13 protein-coding genes are annotated in these 16429 nt (G+C 70.6%); 5 read left to right on the top strand and 8 right to left on the bottom strand.

Features of this window, described 5'->3' with window-relative positions; genetic code table 11:
* Positions 1 to 130: 130 nt before the first annotated feature.
* The gene (locus tag ACMATS_RS14225; protein WP_414168088.1) at positions 131 to 2413 is read left to right on the top strand and encodes a transglycosylase domain-containing protein; all 2283 of its coding nucleotides are present in this window, start codon (positions 131 to 133) and stop codon (positions 2411 to 2413) included.
* 90 nt (positions 2414 to 2503) lie between these two features.
* On the opposite strand, the gene ACMATS_RS14220 is transcribed toward ACMATS_RS14225, so the two are convergent.
* The 6 genes from ACMATS_RS14220 to ACMATS_RS14195 form a co-directional block, all read right to left on the bottom strand.
* The gene (locus tag ACMATS_RS14220) at positions 2504 to 2779 is read right to left on the bottom strand and encodes a hypothetical protein (RefSeq protein ID WP_414168087.1); all 276 of its coding nucleotides are present in this window, start codon (positions 2777 to 2779) and stop codon (positions 2504 to 2506) included.
* A gap of 158 nt (positions 2780 to 2937) precedes the next feature.
* Positions 2938 to 4401 carry a catalase gene (locus ACMATS_RS14215; RefSeq protein ID WP_414168086.1) on the bottom strand — a complete coding sequence of 488 codons (1464 nt, stop codon included), beginning with the start codon at positions 4399 to 4401 and terminating at the stop codon, positions 2938 to 2940.
* Positions 4402 to 4568: 167 nt separating this feature from the next.
* Entirely contained in the window at positions 4569 to 6698 is a 2130-nt protein-coding gene (locus ACMATS_RS14210; protein WP_414168085.1) for a SpoIIE family protein phosphatase, read from the bottom strand.
* A gap of 49 nt (positions 6699 to 6747) precedes the next feature.
* Entirely contained in the window at positions 6748 to 7425 is a 678-nt protein-coding gene (locus ACMATS_RS14205) for a class I SAM-dependent DNA methyltransferase (RefSeq protein WP_414168084.1), read from the bottom strand.
* A 132-nt stretch (positions 7426 to 7557) separates the two neighbouring features.
* Entirely contained in the window at positions 7558 to 8241 is a 684-nt protein-coding gene (locus tag ACMATS_RS14200) for a DUF402 domain-containing protein (protein WP_390776305.1), read from the bottom strand.
* Positions 8242 to 8307: 66 nt separating this feature from the next.
* On the bottom strand, positions 8308 to 9693 hold the full coding sequence (locus ACMATS_RS14195; RefSeq protein ID WP_391152630.1) for a class II fumarate hydratase: 1386 nt from the start codon (positions 9691 to 9693) through the stop codon (positions 8308 to 8310).
* 140 nt (positions 9694 to 9833) lie between these two features.
* Here ACMATS_RS14195 and ACMATS_RS14190 point away from each other — a divergent pair, with 140 nt between their 5' ends.
* Positions 9834 to 11348 (top strand): ricin-type beta-trefoil lectin domain protein, encoded by a 1515-nt coding sequence (locus tag ACMATS_RS14190; protein ID WP_390776306.1) that lies wholly within the window; start codon positions 9834 to 9836, stop codon positions 11346 to 11348.
* A gap of 94 nt (positions 11349 to 11442) precedes the next feature.
* Here the strand turns inward: ACMATS_RS14190 and ACMATS_RS14185 are convergent, their stop codons facing one another.
* Positions 11443 to 13107, bottom strand: a complete 1665-nt coding sequence (locus ACMATS_RS14185) for a fumarate hydratase (protein ID WP_391152453.1) — start codon at positions 13105 to 13107, stop codon at positions 11443 to 11445.
* 160 nt (positions 13108 to 13267) lie between these two features.
* On the opposite strand from ACMATS_RS14185, the gene ACMATS_RS14180 reads away from it, so the two are divergent.
* Together ACMATS_RS14180 and ACMATS_RS14175 are read left to right on the top strand one after the other, a co-directional pair.
* Positions 13268 to 13951 (top strand): DUF1707 SHOCT-like domain-containing protein, encoded by a 684-nt coding sequence (locus ACMATS_RS14180; RefSeq protein WP_414168083.1) that lies wholly within the window; start codon positions 13268 to 13270, stop codon positions 13949 to 13951.
* Between the two features lie 179 nt (positions 13952 to 14130).
* Positions 14131 to 14487, top strand: coding sequence for a WhiB family transcriptional regulator (locus ACMATS_RS14175; RefSeq protein ID WP_207247897.1), 357 nt, complete (start codon positions 14131 to 14133; stop codon positions 14485 to 14487).
* 136 nt (positions 14488 to 14623) lie between these two features.
* Here the strand turns inward: ACMATS_RS14175 and glpX are convergent, their stop codons facing one another.
* Positions 14624 to 15655, bottom strand: coding sequence for a class II fructose-bisphosphatase (gene glpX, locus ACMATS_RS14170; RefSeq protein ID WP_390776309.1), 1032 nt, complete (start codon positions 15653 to 15655; stop codon positions 14624 to 14626).
* Between the two features lie 163 nt (positions 15656 to 15818).
* Between glpX and ACMATS_RS14165 the strand changes: the two genes are divergently transcribed.
* Positions 15819 to 16418 (top strand): DUF4245 domain-containing protein, encoded by a 600-nt coding sequence (locus ACMATS_RS14165; RefSeq protein WP_414168082.1) that lies wholly within the window; start codon positions 15819 to 15821, stop codon positions 16416 to 16418.
* Positions 16419 to 16429 lie beyond the last annotated feature (11 nt).

Raw genomic sequence — 16429 nt, 5'->3', positions numbered from 1 at the left:
TCCGGGTTCCGCCACCCGGGGTGCTATATGTCACGTCCGTCATTGCCGTGATGGATGGGCGTTTGGTGGCAGATGCGGTGTTAGCTTCATGAGCTGGGTTGGGGGCGGACGGACTGGAGCGACGGGAGAGATGGGCCGAGCGGACGCGCGACGCGCGCAGAAGAAGGGCAGTCGCCCCGGCAGGGGTGGCGGGAAGCCCAGGAAGACGGGCATACGCCGCTTCTTCACCTGGAAGATGCTGCTCGCCTACGTCGGAGCACTGATAGCCCTCGGCGTGGGCTCCTTCGTGGCGCTCTACCTCTATGTGGACGTGCCCGGTGACGGCAATGCGGCGGCCAAGCTGCAGAGCAACATCTACAAGTCGAGCGACGGCAAGACGATCGCACGGATCGGCGAGGTCAACCGCGAGGAAGTCCCGCTCTCGAAGATCCCCAAGAACATCCAGCAGGCTGTCGTCGCCGCTGAGAACAAGAACTTCTACACCGACCCCGGAGTCGACATCCAGGGCACGGCGCGCGGCATCATCAACACGCTGATGGGCCGCGGCAAGCAGGGTGGTTCGACGATCACCCAGCAGTACGTCAAGAACTACTACCTGGACCAGCGGCAGACCGTCACCCGCAAGGTGAAGGAGATGTTCATCTCCCTCAAGGTCCAGGACAAGTTCAGCAAGGACCAGATCCTCGAGGGCTACCTCAACACCAGCTACTACGGCCGCGGCGCCTACGGCATCCAGGCCGCCTCCCGCGCCTACTACAACAAGGACGTCGACAAGCTGAACCTGCAGGAGGGCGCGTACCTCGCCGCCCTGCTCCAGGCGCCGAGCCAGTACGACTGGGCGCAGGCCACCGACGCCGGCAAGCGCAACGCCACGGCCCGCTGGAACTACGTGCTCGACAAAATGGTCGAGCAGAAGTGGCTGACCGCTGCCGACCGCGCCAAGATGCAGTTCGAGCAGCCGGGCACGCCCAAGCCCTCCGAGGGCCTCAAGGGCCAGAACGGCTACCTGGTCGAGGCGGCCAAGCAGGAGATCATCCGCGACCTGGTCAAGGAAGGCCGCAGTCAGAAGGACGCCGAGCAGGACTTCGCCGCGGGCGGCTGGACGATCACGCTCAGCATCGACCCGAAGAAGCAGGCGGAGCTGGAGAAGGCCGTCAAGGACAAGCTCCTGGACGACCTGGACCCCAAGGCCCGCGAGGTCGACGGCCATGCCCAGGTCGGCTCGGTGTCCGTGGACCGCAAGACCGGCAAGATCGTTGCTCTGTACGGCGGTCAGGACTTCGTACAGCACCAGATCAGCAACGCCACGCGCCGGGACTACCAGCCGGCGTCCACCTTCAAGCCGCTGATCCTGGCCTCGGCCCTGGAGCACGGGTCGACGACCCAGGACGGCAAGAAGATCACGCCGGCCACGATCTACGACGGCACCAACAAGCGGGCGGTCGTGGGCCCGGGTGGCGACGGCTATGCGCCGGAGAACGAGGACCAGTACACCAACCCCGCGGTCTCCGTCCAGGAGGCGATGAACCGCTCGGTCAACACCGTCTTCGCGCAGATGGCCGTCGACGTGGGCCTGGACAAGGTCAAGAAGACCGCGGTCGACATGGGCATGAAGGGTGACGGCGTCGGTTTCGATGCCAACCCGTCCATGGCGCTGGGCTCCATGGGTGCGAGCCCGATGGACATGGCGGGCGCCTATGCGACGCTCGACAACCACGGCATGAAGATCACGCCGAGCATCATCAAGTCGGCCTCCCGCGGCGGACAGGAGTTCAAGCTCCCCGACGCGGCGGGCAAGGAGCGCGTCCTCGACCGCAACACCGCCGACGGCCTCACCCACGTCCTGCAGGGCGTGATCGAGGGCGAGGGAGGCACCGGCATCGCCGTGCAGAGCTCCCAGTACCAGGTGGCGGGCAAGACCGGCACCTCCGACGACAACAAGTCGGCCTGGTTCACCGGTTACACGCCGGACCTCATCACCTCGGTCGGCATGTTCGGTGAGGGTACGGGCGGCAAGCAGGTCACCCTCCAGGGCACCGGTGGCAATGGCCGTGTGAACGGCGGTGCGTACCCGGCCAAGATCTGGGCCGCGTACAACTCGAGCGCGTTCGACGACGACTCCGACGCCAAGTTCGACCTGGAGACCGACGAGCCGACCGCCCCGGTCGCGCCCCCGGCCCCGTCCGTGGCGCCGACCCCGTCGACGGGCCCGTCCCGCGCCCCGTCGACGAAGCCGTCGCCGAGCGGCCAGACCCCGTCTCCCTCGCACTCCCAGTCGCAGGAGCCGGGCCCGAACCCCTCGCGCCACACCCCGCCCGTCCCGCCGTCCCCGCCGCCGTCCCCGGTGAACCCGACGACGCCGGCCGGCGGTGACACCGGCGACACGGGCAACAAGCCCAACCGGAACGGCTGAGGCACCGCAGCACGCACAACGGCGACGGCCGCCGCCCTCCCACAGGGGAGGGCGGCGGCCGTCGCCGTATGTCCTTCCGGCAGGACGGAGTCAGTGGCCGGGTGCCTTACCGGGCTTGAACACTTTGTAGTAGTCGCCGGAGTCGAGATCCAGTTTGAACACCATGCCGTACTGCTTACGGATGTCGGCAACTGTCGTGGACGCCGGTTCACGCACGACTCGGGATACCGGCGGATCATTGGAGAGACCTCTGTAGGGATCAGGACGCCACCTGGCCGGATTGCCCGGTGTCAGCGTCTTCCCCACCGGCGCCGAGCTGTTCGTGCCGCCGCCGGGCAAGTATCTGGGAGAACGCGTGTGGGTCATGCCCGATCAGGGCGAGGGTGAGGTCACAGTGACTCTCACCGCTGCCGACGACCTCCGCGAAGCACTCGAAGGCGCTGTACGGCAGCCGGGATGCAGGACCCCGTCATAGCAAGGCTCCCCGGGGCGTACACCCCGGGGAGTAACCGTTCCGCTGTCTCTCAGGCCCCGTTGACCCGCGTAGCGATCTGGTCGCCCACCTTCTTGTCGATGTTGCGCCAGTACTGCAGCGCGCGTTCCAGGACCGGCGGGGTGACGCCGTTCTTGAGGTGGCCGGACACGTTGGAGACGAGGCGTTCGCGGGCCGCCTCGTCCAGGACCTTGCGGACCATGGTGCCCGCCTGGCCCCAGTCGTCGTCCTCGCGGTGGAGCTTGTACGCCTCGCGCACCATCTCGCCCGAGGCCTCCCAGCCCGCGATCTCGCCGAAGCGGGCGGTGTCGGCGGCCGGGCCGCCGTAGGAGTTGGGGGCGTACGGGCGAGCCGTGTTGGCCGGCTCGTAGCGCATCGGGCCGTCCTTGGCGTAGGAGTTGACGGCGGAGTGCGCGCGGTTGGGCGGCAGCTGGGCGTAGTTGGGGCCGATCCGGTACCGGTGGGTGTCCGGGTAGGAGAAGAGCCGGCCCAGCAGCATCTTGTCCGGCGAGGGGCCGATGCCGGGGACGAGGTTGGACGGTTCGAAGGCTGCTTGTTCGATGTGGACGAAGAAATCCTCGGGGTTGCGGTCGAGCGTCATGCGGCCGACCTCGATCAGGGGGTAGTCGCCGTGCGGCCACACCTTGGTGAGGTCGAAGGGGTTGAAGCGGTAGTCCGGGGCGTCGGCGAAGGGCATGACCTGGACGTACATCGTCCACGACGGGGCGTTGCCGCTCGCGATCGCCTCGGAGAGGTCGCGGCGGTGGTAGTCGCCGTCCTCGCCGGCGAGGCGGTCCGCGTCGGCCTGCGTGAGGAAGTCGATGCCCTGGTCGGTCTTGATGTGGTACTTGATCCAGAACTTCTCGCCGCCGCCGTTGACCCACATGTAGGTGTGCGAGCCGTAGCCGTTCATGTGGCGCCAGGTCTTCGGGATGCCGCGGTCGCCCATCAGCCAGGTGACCATGTGGGCGGTCTCGGGGGAGAGGGTCCAGAAGTCCCACTGCATGTCGTTGTCGCGCAGGCCGTTGTCGGGGCGGCGCTTCTGGGAGCGGATGAAGTCCTGGAACTTCTGCGGGTCGCGGACGAAGAAGATCGGGGTGTTGTTGCCTACGAGGTCGTAATTGCCGTGCTGTGTGTAGAACTTGAGGGCGAAGCCGCGGGGGTCGCGCCAGGTGTCCGGGGAGCCCTGCTCGCCGGCCACCGTGGAGAAGCGGGCCAGCATCTCCGTGCGCCGGCCGGGCTGGAAGAGGTCGGCCTTGGTGAACTGGCTGACGTCATTGGTCACCTGGAAGGTGCCGTATGCGCCGCCGCCCTTGGCGTGCACCACCCGTTCGGGGACCCGTTCACGGTTGAACTGGGCCATCTTCTCGATCAGGTAGTGATCCTGGAGCAGGATGGGGCCAGTGTCGCCGATGGTGAGCGAGTGCTCGTCGCTTTCCACCGGGACACCGGCGTTGTTCGTGGTGTACGGAGTGCTCTGCGCCGAGTCGGTCATGTCTGGAGACGCCTCCCGGAACGGGTTGGGTGAGGACGTCGTGATGCCGCCCTCCACCCGAGCCAGTGAACCCCGCCGACAGAGTGTCGGCAACAGGGGGCTGGACACTGTCCAGAATTTCACCTCGTACGAGGGAACGGAAGGCGCGGCAGGTTTCGGTGCGCGGTTCAGTGCACGTGAGTCGGCAGCGCCAGCTCGAACCACACCACCTTGCCCGTGCTCAGCCGGGTCGCTCCCCACCGTCTGGCCAGCCTGTTCACCAGGTACAGGCCGCGCCCGCCCTCGTCCGAGGGCCGGGCCCGGCGCAGCCGGGGCAGCTGCGGCACGTCGTCGCCGACCTCGCAGCGCAGCACGTCCGTCCGCAGCAGGCGCAGCGTGATCGGTCGCTCCGCGTACCGCACCGCATTGGTGATCACCTCGCTGACCAGCAGTTCCACGCTGTCCGTGAGCTCCTCCAGGCCCCAGCGGGTGAGCGCCCGGCGGGCCAGGCGGCGGGCCTGGCGGGCGGTCTGCGGGCGCGGGTCGAGGAACCAGTACGCGACGTCGCTGGGTGCGATGCCCTCGAAGCGGGCGGCGAGCAGGGCGATGTCGTCGTCCCGGTCGCCCGGGCCGAGCATGCCGAGCACCTCGTCGCACAGCGGCTCCAGGGGCGGCGGGTTGGGGCCGGTGAGCCGGGCGGTGTCGATCAGCCGCTCGCGGAGCTGCTCGATGCCGGTCCACACGTCCCGGATGCGGGACTCGACCAGGCCGTCGGTGTAGAGGAGGAGGGTGGCCCCGGCCGGGGCGTCCAGCTCGACGGCCTCGAAGTCCACGCCGCCCACGCCGATGGGCGCGCCCGGCGGGACGCGCAGCACCTCGGCGCGGCCGCCGCGGTGCAGCATGATCGGCGGCGGATGGCCGGCGTTGGCGATGACGATGCGGTGCGCGACCGGGTCGTAGACCGCGTAGAGGCAGGTGGCCATGCGGTCGCTGCCGAGGCGCTGCGCCTGCTCGTCGAGGTGGTGCAGCACCTCCTGCGGCGGCAGGTCCAGGCCGGCCAGGGTCTGCGCGGTGGTGCGCAGCTGGCCCATGATCGCGGCGGAGGTCATGGAGTGGCCCATGACGTCGCCGACGACCAGGGCGACGCGGTTGCCCGGCAGCGGGATCGCGTCGTACCAGTCGCCGCCGACCCGGGCGGTCTCGGCGGCGGGGAGGTAGCGGCTGGCCAGCCGGACGCCCGTGGGCTGGGGGAGGGAGTCGGGCAGCATGGTGCGCTGCAGCTCGTCGGCGATGTAGACCTCGCGGCCGTAGAGCACGGCCTTGTCCACGCCGAGGGCGGTGTGGGTGGCCAGTTGGGCGGCGACGAGCAGGTCGTCGCTCTCGAACGGGGTCCGGTCGGCGCGGCGGACGAACACGGCCGCGCCGATCACCCTGCGCCGCCCGCGCAGCGGCGCGAGGACCGTGCGGTGCGCCTCCGGTACCTGCCGCCCTTCGCCGAGCAGCTCGGGCAGGGCCGCCCGCGCGGCCGGCGAGTCCCCGAAGACGGGTCTGACCCCGCGCAGCACTTCCGCGAGCGGCCCGCCTATCCGCACCTCGCAGCGCTCGGCCGCGGTCTCGGCGAGCGCCGGCCCCGGGTCGGGCCGTTCGTCGGGCAGGCTGCCGGTCTCCTCGCCGTCCGCCCGCACGTACTCCGGCAGCCGGTCGGTGCGGCGCAGCCGCAGCACGACGGGGCCGACGGGCCGCTCGTCGCCCACGGGCAGCGGGTCGCGCAGGTAGACGAGGATCGCGTCGGCGAAGGTGGGCACGGTGGCCCGGCACAGCCCGAGGACGATCTCGTCGAGGTCGATGCCGCGCGCGATCCGCCGCGTCGCGGCCCCCACGAACCGGAGCCGCTCCCCGCCGCCGGGTGCCCCGTGCGGGGCGGGCTCGGTGCCGGGGGCGCCGCCGGAGGGCGAGGCGGGGCCGGTTTCCGGACCGCCGCCCTGCTCCGCGGGCTCCACAGGCGCCGTCACACCCTGCGCGGCGGGCCGGGTACGCGGGGCCTTGCCCGCTCCCGCGGCAGGGGTGCGGGGGCGTTCCGTGTCCGGTGCTGTCGGTTCGTCGCCCTGCCGGGGACGGCATACCGCGTCCGCCCCCGCAGCAGCGGTACGGCAGCGCTCCGCGCCCGGTGCCGCCGGGTCCGGGTCGCGGTGGGCGCGCGGGGACGTGCCGTACGCCCCGGCCGTGGTGCGGCCGGGGGCGGCGTCCTCACCGTGCCCGTGCGCGGGAACGTGCGAGGGCTCGTGGGCGCTTCCGTGGGAGTTGGGGTGCTCCGTCACGCGTGGGGTTCCATCCGTCGGGGCTGTGCAACCCGCCCGAGGGGGCGGGTCAGGCGCGTCGCAGGTTGAGGAAGATCTGGATCTCGGGTGGTACGTCCGTGCTCGCCGGGGCGTACGCCAGCGAGCTTTCCCCGGCGATCTCGAAACCCGCCTCGCGTACGACCTCACGCAATTCGTCCCGCAGATATCCCGATACCCGGATCGTGTGGCCCAGGAACGGAATCGCGTAGTCGTCCACGTCCGCCTCGACCATCGAGAGCGCCAGCAGGCCCCCGGGCCTCAGCAGTGCGTGCAGCATGCGCAGGGCGTGCGGGATCTCCGGGCGCGGCAGCATCAGCAGGGCGAAGAAGGCGGCGGCGCCGTCGAAGGTGCCCAGCCGGCCGTCGCGCAGCGCGGCCAGGTCGCCCTCGTGGAAGGCGGCTTCCGGCACGTTCGCGCGGGCGAGGTCGAGCATGCCGGGGGAGAGGTCGTAGCCGACCACCGTGTGCCCGGCGTCGACGAGTTGACGCGCGGTCGGCAGGCCCGTGCCGCAGCCCAGGTCCAGGATGCGGGAGCCGGGCGGCAGCGCCCCGGCCAGCCAGGCGCCGGACGCGAGCTGGCCCTCCTTGTGCGGGAAGGCCTCGTCGTAGCGGTCGCCGATGGCGTCGAACGCCTCGGCCTGGCCGCTGCGGTCCAGCCCTAAGCGGGCGTAGCCGTCGTAGTCATCCCGCTGGTCGTCACCGCTCACGGCTCCGCCCTCTCTGCGACTGTCCTGTGCGACGTGACGTGTGATCGTCCGTCACCTGCCGTGCGGTCGTGCTGCCTTGCGAGTACCGCGGAGCCCGATCCTACGGTTGCCCCGAGGGGAGACGGCAAGCGGTCAGGTCGGGAGGCGGTCCGGCGTGCGGTCCCAGTCGCCGGGCAGCGGGGGGACGGTCCAGGCGGGGTCGGGGCGCCAGTTCTCCCAGCCGGCGTCGAAGGGCGCCGCCCAGGACTCGATCAGGCCGACCGCCGTCCGCCCGGCGTCCCGCACCCGGACGGCCTGGCCGGCGCTCATCAGGCCCGCGCGCTGCGCCTGGACGAACTCGTCCTCGTCCTTCCACTCCCAACTGCGGTCCGGGTAGACGGCGATGTCCAGGAAGTGGTCCTCCGAGTCGACGCCGCCCGCCCAGCGCACCAGCGGTTCCTCGAGGTTCACGTACCAGTTCCTGAACCGCCAGTCGTCGTCCCAGAACAGCCAGACGGACCAGGGCTCGCCGGGCCGGGCGAGCTTGAGCACGCCGGGGCCGTGCCAGCGGGTGAGCGAGGTGGTGCGCGGCTTGGTGTAGCGGGTGGCGAGCGGCTCCTGGTGCACGGGGGTGCCGTCGGCGAGCAGCGGCTTGACGCAGTCGGTGCCGGGGGCCATCCACACGGCGAGCAGCTCGTCGGTGTCCCGGACCACGGTGACGGGGCGGCAGATGTGCACGTGGTCGGTGGCATTGCCGCGGTAGCGCCAGAGGATGTGGTCCCCCGGGGCCCAGGGGGCGGCGCCCGCCGCCGTCGTGTTCACCGTGTCCGCCGTCATGCGCAGATCTTAGGTGTCCCGGGCAACGAGCGCCGTGACGTAAGGCACGCACCCGCCGCAGAGGGTTTACGGGTGCGTCATGCGCAGGACATCCAGGGCCTCGTCCAGCTGCTCCCGTGTCAGCAGGCCGCGTTCGACGTAGCCGCCCTCCAGGACCGTCTCGCGGATCGTCTTCCGTTCGGCGAGCGACTTCTTGGCCACCTTCGCCGCCTCCTCGTACCCGAGGTAACGGTTCAGCGGGGTCACCACCGACGGCGACGACTCGGCGTACTCCCGCGCCCGTTCGACGTTGGCGGTGATGCCGTCGACCGTGCGGTCGGCCAGCAGCCGGCAGGCGTTGGCGAGCAGCCGGACGGACTCCAGGAGGTTCTTCGCCATCACCGGCAGCATCACGTTGAGCTCGAAGTTGCCCGCGGCGCCCGCCGTCGCGACGGTCGTGTCGTTGCCGGTCACCTGGGCCGCCACCATCAGCACCGCCTCCGGCACCACCGGGTTGACCTTGCCCGGCATGATCGAGGAACCGGGCTGCAGGTCCGGCAGGCCGATCTCGGCGAGCCCGGTGCGCGGCCCGGAGGCCATCCAGCGCAGGTCGTTGGCGATTTTGGTGAGGCCGACGGCGATCGTGCGCAGCTGTCCGCTGGTCTCCACCAGACCGTCGCGCGCGCCCTGCGCCTCGAAGTGGTTGCGGGCCTCGGTCAGCGGCAGCCCGGTCGCGCGGGCGACCTCGGCGATGACGGCGGCGGAGAAGCCGGGCGGGGTGTTGATGCCGGTGCCCACGGCCGTGCCGCCCAGCGGGAGTTCGGCCAGGCGCGGCAGCGAGGCGCGCAGCCGCTCGGCGCCGTAGCGGACCTGTGCCGCGTAGCCGCCGAACTCCTGGCCGAGGGTCACCGGGGTGGCGTCCATCAGGTGCGTCCGGCCGGACTTCACGACGTCCGCGAACTCCCCCGCCTTGCGCTCCAGCGCCGCCTCCAGGTGCACCAGCGCCGGGATCAGGTCGCCGGTCACGGCCGCCGTGGCCGCGATGTGGATGGAGGACGGGAAGACGTCGTTGGACGACTGGCTGGCGTTGACGTGGTCGTTGGGGTGCACGTCGCGGCCGAGGCGCTCGCTCGCGAGGGTGGCGATGACCTCGTTGGCGTTCATGTTGGACGAGGTGCCGGAACCGGTCTGGAAGACGTCCACGGGGAAGTGCTCGTCCCAGCGCCCCTCGGCGACCTCGTCCGCCGCCTCCGCGACGGCGGCGGCGATGTCCTCGTCGAGCACGCCGAGCTCGGCGTTGACCCTCGCCGCCGCGGCCTTGACGCGGGCCAGCGCGGCGATGTGGGCGCGCTCCAGGCGCTGGCCGCTGACGGGGAAGTTCTCCACGGCCCGCTGCGTCTGGGCCCGCCACTTGGCGTGGGCGGGGACGCGGACCTCGCCCATCGAGTCGTGCTCGGTGCGGTACTCCTGCACAGGGGCGTTCTCACTGTCGTTCATGGTCGTCGACCTCCTGACCAACAGAGCATCCGCCCCGTCAATCCTGTTCCCGGTGTTCCCAAATCCACAACTGACGAGTAAATACCGCGGGTAACAGAAAACACCGGGGAGGCTTCATGACACGCAGACCCACCCTGCGCTGTGCCCTCGCTTCCGTCGCGGCCCTCGCCGCCGCCCTGGGCGGCATGGCCGTCACCACCCCCGCCGCCCACGCGGCCACCCGCGCGAGTGCCACCGCGCTGAGCCCCGAACTGGAGAAGATCCGCGCGGCGGAGTCCGCCGAGCTGTACGGCGACGCCGCCGAGCGCCCGCTCGACCAGCGCAGGACCTCGCTGGTCTCGCTGGGCGACAGCGAGATATCCGGCGAGGGCGTCGGCGTCTACGAACCGGGCACCAACGGCCCCGTCAACTGGTGCCACCGCTCGCCCGACGCCGCCATCCACCGCACCGGGATTCCGGCCGACGTCACGTACAACGTCGCCTGCTCCGGCGCCACCACCGCCAACATCCGCATCGGCGGCACCAAGCAGTACGCGGACGAGCTCGTCCAGAGCGACAACCTGGCCGTCAAGGCCCGCACCACGCACGTGAAGATGGTGCTGCTCGTCGCCGGCGCCAACGACGACCTGCAGTTCGGCCCGGTCATGACCGACTGCGTCGAGCACTACCTGTTCCTCCAGGGACCGTGCCAGTCCAAGTACCAGCCAGGCTGGCAGGCCCGCGTCGACGGGCTCGTCCCCAAGGTCGAGCAGACGGTGCGCGACCTGCGCAAGGTCATGACGGACGCGGGGTACGCGGCCGGCGACTACAAGCTCGTGGTGATGGGGTATCCCAGCCCCATCGGCCCCGACATCGAGGACAACCCGAACTTCCCCGGCAAGCTGCCGGGCGGCTGCGTCGGCTACACCTCCGACGCGGCCTGGGGGCGCAACGAGGCCGTGCCCGCCTTCGAACGCGGCATGCACAAGGCCGCCCGGGACACGGGCGCCGTCTACCTCGACAACTCCCGCCTCTTCCACGGGCACGAGGTGTGCATGGAGGACACCTGGGCCCGCGGCCTGTGGATCGACCTGACGAACCCGATCCCGCCGGACGCCAACTCCGTGCGGCAGTCCTTCCATCCCAACGAGCGCGGACACGGCGCCTTCGCGTCCTGCCTGACGCAGCTGTACGACTCCGGCTACCAGGAGGCGGGCTGCGCGGACCCGGCCGGCACGGGCAAACCGGTGCTGCGCAAGGGCGCTTGGGACGACGCGTTCCGCCCGCTGAAGAGCGCGGCCACCGGCACGTGCATCGACGCGTACGGCGCGGCCTCGGCCAACGGCACCGAGGTGGGCGGCTGGCCGTGCTCGGGTGCCCGCAACCAGGAGTGGTGGTACGACGCGGACCAGAAGTCACTGCACTCGGCGTTGACACATGACCGGTGTGTGGACGTGCCTGGGGGCGCGTATCGCGCCGGTGCGGCGCTGGAGTTGTGGAACTGTCACGGTGGTGCCAACCAGCGCTTCACGCGCGACGGTTCGACGTTCCGGCCCCTCGCGGCGCCGGACCTCTGCCTGACCCTGGCGGGGGCCAAGGAGCCGGTGCGGCTCCAGCGCTGTGACGGCTCTTCGAGCCAGCGCTTCGCATGATCCTGTACGGGAATGGGCCCCGCTGTTGCGGGGCCCATTGTCTCGACTTCGGGTGCGGGTTCGCGCTGGTTGCTCGCGCAGTTCCCCGCGCCCCTTACGGGGCGCTCCGTACCGGAATGCTGGTGAACGTCGGCGCCGGCGCCGGGTCGGTGAAGAAGTCGTTGCCCTTGTCGTCGACGACGACGAACGCCGGGAAGTCCTCGACCTCGATCTTCCAGACCGCCTCCATGCCGAGCTCCGCGTACTCGACGACCTCGACCTTCTTGATGCAGTCCTGGGCCAGCCGGGCCGCCGGGCCGCCGATCGAGCCGAGGTAGAAGCCGCCGTGCGCGGCACACGCGTCGGTGACCTGCTTGCTCCGGTTGCCCTTCGCCAGCATCACCTTGGAGCCGCCCGCCGCCTGGAACTGCTCGACGTAGGAGTCCATGCGGCCGGCCGTGGTCGGGCCGAACGACCCGGACGCGTAACCCTCCGGCGTCTTCGCCGGGCCCGCGTAGTAGACCGGGTGGTCCTTGAGGTACTGCGGCATCTCCTCGCCCGCGTCCAGCCGCTCCTTGATCTTCGCGTGCGCGATGTCGCGGGCGACGACCAGCGGGCCGGTCAGCGAGAGCCGGGTCTTCACCGGGTACTTGGTGAGCTCGGCGAGGATCTCGTCCATGGGACGGTTGAGGTCGATGCGGACGACGTCATCGTCGCTCAGGTGCTCCTCGGTGGTCTCCGGGAGGAACCGCGCGGGATCGCGCTCCAGCTGCTCCAGGAAGACGCCCTCGGCGGTGATCTTCGCGACGGCCTGGCGGTCGGCCGAGCACGAGACCGCGATGGCCACCGGGCAGGACGCGCCGTGCCGCGGCAGGCGCACCACACGCACGTCGTGGCAGAAGTACTTGCCGCCGAACTGGGCGCCGATGCCGATCTTCTGGGTGAGCTCGAAGACCTTCTCCTCCAGCTCCTTGTCGCGGAAGCCGTGACCGAGCGGGGAGCCCTCCTCCGGCAGCTCGTCGAGGTAGTGCGCGGAGGCGTACTTGGCGGTCTTGAGCGCGTACTCGGCGCTCGTGCCGCCGACGACGATCGCCAGGTGGTACGGCGGGCAGGCGGCCGTGCCCAGCGAACGGATCTTCTCCTCCAGGAACTTCATCATGGAGGCCTCGTTGAGGACCGCCTTCGTCTCCTGGTAGAGGAAGGACTTGTTGGCCGAGCCGCCGCCCTTGGCCATGAAGAGGAACTTGTAGGCGCCGCCGTCGGTCGCGTAGAGCTCGATCTGCGCGGGGAGGTTGGAGCCGGTGTTCTTCTCGTCCCACATGGTCAGCGGGGCCATCTGCGAGTAGCGCAGGTTGAGCTTCGTGTAGGCGTCGAAGATGCCGCGCGAGAGCGCCTCTTCGTCGCCGCCCTCGGTGAGGACGTTCTGGCCGCGCTTGCCCATGACGATCGCGGTGCCGGTGTCCTGGCACATGGGCAGCACGCCGGCCGCGGCGATGTTGGCGTTCTTCAGCAGGTCGAGGGCGACGAACTTGTCGTTGGCCGAGGCCTCGGGGTCGTCGACGATCTTCCGCAGCTGGGCGAGGTGCGCGGGGCGCAGGTAGTGCTGGATGTCGTGGATCGCCTCTTCGGCGAGCTTGCGCATCGCCTCCGGCTCGACCTTGAGGAAGGTGCGACCGTCGGCCTCGAAGGTGGACACGCCCTCGGCGGTGACGAGGCGGTACGGCGTGTCGTCCTCGCCCAGGGGCAGGAGATCGGTATAGGCAAACTCGGGCCGAGACATCGCGGCGATTCCCTCACTCTGCGGATGATGGTGCTGGCTTCCTCGACAGCCCCTCCAGCGTAGGCGCCCGCGGCGCCGGGACGTTTGTGAGGTAAGGCTCACCAGTGCCCCGTACCCCTGCCCTCTATCGCGATCTATCGCGTTTGGGTACCCTGCTCCCGTGGATGAGTCATCTCTCGAAAAGCGGCCCCAGGACCGGCCGCAGGCCCCGGAAGACCGGCCGGCGGCCCCGGCGGCGCCCGCGATGCGCGCCTCCGACGCCGATCGCGACCGTGTCGCGGACATCCTGCGCGAGGCGCTGGCCGAGGGGCGGCTCACGGCCGAGGAGCACGGCGAGCGGATCGCCGCGGTCTACGAGGCCCGCACCCTCGGCGAGCTGGAGCCGCTGGTGCACGATCTGCCCGCGGGACGGCGCCCCCACGAGCCGGCAGGCTCCGCGCGCCCGTACGACGCCTCCGTGCGCCCCGCCCCCGCGCCCGCGGAGAACCTGGTGGCCGTCTTCGGCGCCGCCGAGCGCAAGGGCCGCTGGCGGGTCCCCGCGCGGACGAACGCCTTCGCGATGTTCGGCGGCGTGGAGATCGATCTGACCGAGGCGGTCTTCGAACAGCGGGAGATCGTGATCAACGCCTCCGCGGTGTTCGGCGGGGTGGAGATTAAGGTTCCGGAAAATGTTTCCGTGCGTTCCACGGGGACGGGCATCTTCGGCGGCTTCGACGTCCGGACCCACGAGGCGCCGGACCCGGACGCCCCTGTCGTCGTGATCACGGGTTTTGCGGTCTTCGGCGGGGTCGAGGCCAAGGCGCGTCGGGGCAAGCGGCTCAAGAACCTCAGGTCGGGGCAATAGCACGCAGAAGGTGGCGTCCGGCGGCGTTCCGGTCATGGCAACGGTGTGAATAAGAGCGCGCACAGCGGGTAAAGCTTGGTGCATCGTCTCTCGTACGGCTGCGGGTGCGAATGGCCGTGCAGGGTGAGACGGCAAGGGTGACTCAACCGGCCGAGCTAAGCCGTCGTCAGGAGTAGACCGTGCTGCTACCGCATCAGCCCCTGCAGGAAGCCGCCGTACCGTCCCAGCGGATTTCCGCTCGGGAACAGGCGGGCCCCTGGCATTCGGAGGCGGTGTGCCGCCGGGATGAAGCCGGGCTCTTCTTCGCACCATCGAAGGAACCCACCGCCGCGCGGCTCTCCCGGGAGGAGGCCGCCAAGCGGGTCTGCGCCCGCTGCCCCGTGATGGTCGAGTGCCGGGAGCACGCCCTGCTGCAGCCCGAGCCCTACGGGGTGTGGGGCGGGCTGACGGCCGCCGAGCGCCGGGTCGTGCTGGCCCGCCGCCGGCGCCGCGAGGCCGAGCTCCAGCGCTCGACGCGCATCGCTGCCGCGGGCTGAGCGCCGTCCGTACGGTTCACATCGGGCCGGGCCCCGCCGAACTAGCGGCGGGGCCCGGCCCGTTGTGGCCGTGCGCCGACTGCGGGCGCGTTGTGGCTGGTCGCGCAGTTCCCCGCGCCCCTGACGGGGCGCGCGATCAGCTGGGGCGCTCGAAGTCGATCGAGCTGTAGGCGCGCAGCTTCGACAGCCGGTGCTCGGACTCGATCAGCCGGATCGTGCCGGACTTCGAGCGCATCACCAGCGACTGCGTGGTCGCGGTCTCCGCGCGGTAGCGGACGCCGCGCAGCAGCTCGCCGTCGGTGATGCCGGTGGCGACGAAGAACACGTTCTCCCCGCTGACCAGGTCGTCGGTGTGCAGGACGCGGTCCAGGTCGTGCCCGGCGTCGAGCGCGCGCTGCCGCTCCTCGGCGTCCTTCGGCCACAGCTTGGCCTGGATGGTGCCGCCGAGGCACTTCATCGCACAGGCCGCGATGATGCCCTCCGGGGTGCCGCCGACGCCCAGCAGCAGGTCCACGCCCGTGCCCTCGCGCGCGGCCATGATGGCGCCGGCCACGTCGCCGTCGGTGATGAACTTGATGCGGGCGCCCGCCTCGCGGATCTCCTTGACGATGCCCTCGTGGCGGGGCCGGTCCAGGACGACGACGGTGACGTCCTCGGGGGAGGAGCGCTTCGCTTTCGCGATGCGGCGAATGTTGACGGCGACGGGGGCGTCGATGTCGACGAAGTCGGCCGCCTCGGGTCCGGTGACGAGCTTGTCCATGTAGAACACCGCCGACGGGTCGAACATGCTGCCCCGCTCGGCGACGGCCATCACGGAGACCGCGTTGGCCATCCCCTTGGCGGTGAGCGTCGTGCCGTCCACAGGGTCCACGGCGACGTCGCACTCCGCGCCCGTCCCGTCGCCCACGCGCTCGCCGTTGTAGAGCATCGGGGCGTTGTCCTTCTCGCCCTCGCCGATGACGACGACGCCGTCCATCGAGACGGTGTGGATCAGCGCCCGCATGGCCCGCACGGCCGCGCCGTCGGCACCGTTCTTGTCGCCGCGGCCGACCCAGCGGCCCGAGGCCATGGCCCCGGCCTCGGTGACCCGGACGAGCTCCAGCGCAAGGTTCCGGTCGGGTGCCTCGGGGCTGACCTCGAGCTGGGACGGCAGGTGATGATCGGTCATCGGGCGGACCTTTCTGTACGGCGGCGGCCGTGGGTGAGGGTGCTCATGACTTTATCTGTTGATTGCGAGAATGAGCAGGGCCCCCCACGCATGAGCAGCGTCAAGGCCTGTTTCGCGGCATGCCGGGCCACCTGCGTAAAGATCGGCAGAGGCATGGGGGACGATGGGGGACGTGGCAGGCAGAGACGGCAAGAAGCAGAAGATCCGCAACATGGTGCTGTCCATGGCGGTCGTGATACCGGTGGCGTGGCTCAGCTACCTGTTCATCCCGCACGACGCCGGGAAGAACCCCGTGCGGACGATCGGCTACCAGGTGGAGCTGAACGCGGCCCGGCGCGCCGCGCCGTACGCGGTGGCCGCGCCCGAGGGGCTCGGCGAGGGCTGGCGCGCGACGTCGGTCCGCTACGAGCCGCAGAGCAAGATGGGCTCCGTGTGGCACCTGGGCTTCCTCGACCCGCAGACGCAGTACGTGGGGATCGAGCAGAGCAACGGTTCGCCTGCCGTCTTCCTCGACGATGCCACCCAGCAGGCCGAGAAGACCGACAAGACCGTGCAGGCGGGCGGCCTCACCTGGCAGCGCTACGAGGGATCGCGGTACAACGCCCTGGTGCACGAGGGGAACGGGGTGACGACGGTGGTCACCGGTACCGCGTCGCTGGAGCGGCTGACGGAGATGGCCGCCGCGCTCAAGGCGGAGAAGACGCAGAGCCCCGAGGGGACGCCGTCGGCGTCCGCGGCTCCCTCGGCGACGCCGGCGGGCTGACCGCAGTACGC

It is taken from the genome of Streptoverticillium reticulum, from assembly GCF_047456005.1.
GTDB lineage: Bacteria > Actinomycetota > Actinomycetes > Streptomycetales > Streptomycetaceae > Streptomyces > Streptomyces reticulum.
This window is presented reverse-complemented; position numbering and strand designations above follow the sequence as displayed.

Bases quoted from the DNA above. Each gene is read 5' to 3' on its own strand.
- ACMATS_RS14200 (WP_390776305.1), bottom strand. From the start codon at position 8,241: ATGACGGCGGACACGGTGAACACGACGGCGGCGGGCGCCGCCCCCTGG.
- ACMATS_RS14220 (WP_414168087.1), bottom strand. From the start codon at position 2,779: ATGACCCACACGCGTTCTCCCAGATACTTGCCCGGCGGCGGCACGAAC.
- glpX (WP_390776309.1), bottom strand. From the start codon at position 15,655: ATGACCGATCATCACCTGCCGTCCCAGCTCGAGGTCAGCCCCGAGGCA.
- ACMATS_RS14225 (WP_414168088.1), top strand. From the start codon at position 131: ATGGGCCGAGCGGACGCGCGACGCGCGCAGAAGAAGGGCAGTCGCCCC.
- ACMATS_RS14165 (WP_414168082.1), top strand. From the start codon at position 15,819: ATGGGGGACGTGGCAGGCAGAGACGGCAAGAAGCAGAAGATCCGCAAC.
- ACMATS_RS14190 (WP_390776306.1), top strand. From the start codon at position 9,834: ATGACACGCAGACCCACCCTGCGCTGTGCCCTCGCTTCCGTCGCGGCC.
- ACMATS_RS14185 (WP_391152453.1), bottom strand. From the start codon at position 13,107: ATGTCTCGGCCCGAGTTTGCCTATACCGATCTCCTGCCCCTGGGCGAG.
- ACMATS_RS14215 (WP_414168086.1), bottom strand. From the start codon at position 4,401: ATGACCGACTCGGCGCAGAGCACTCCGTACACCACGAACAACGCCGGT.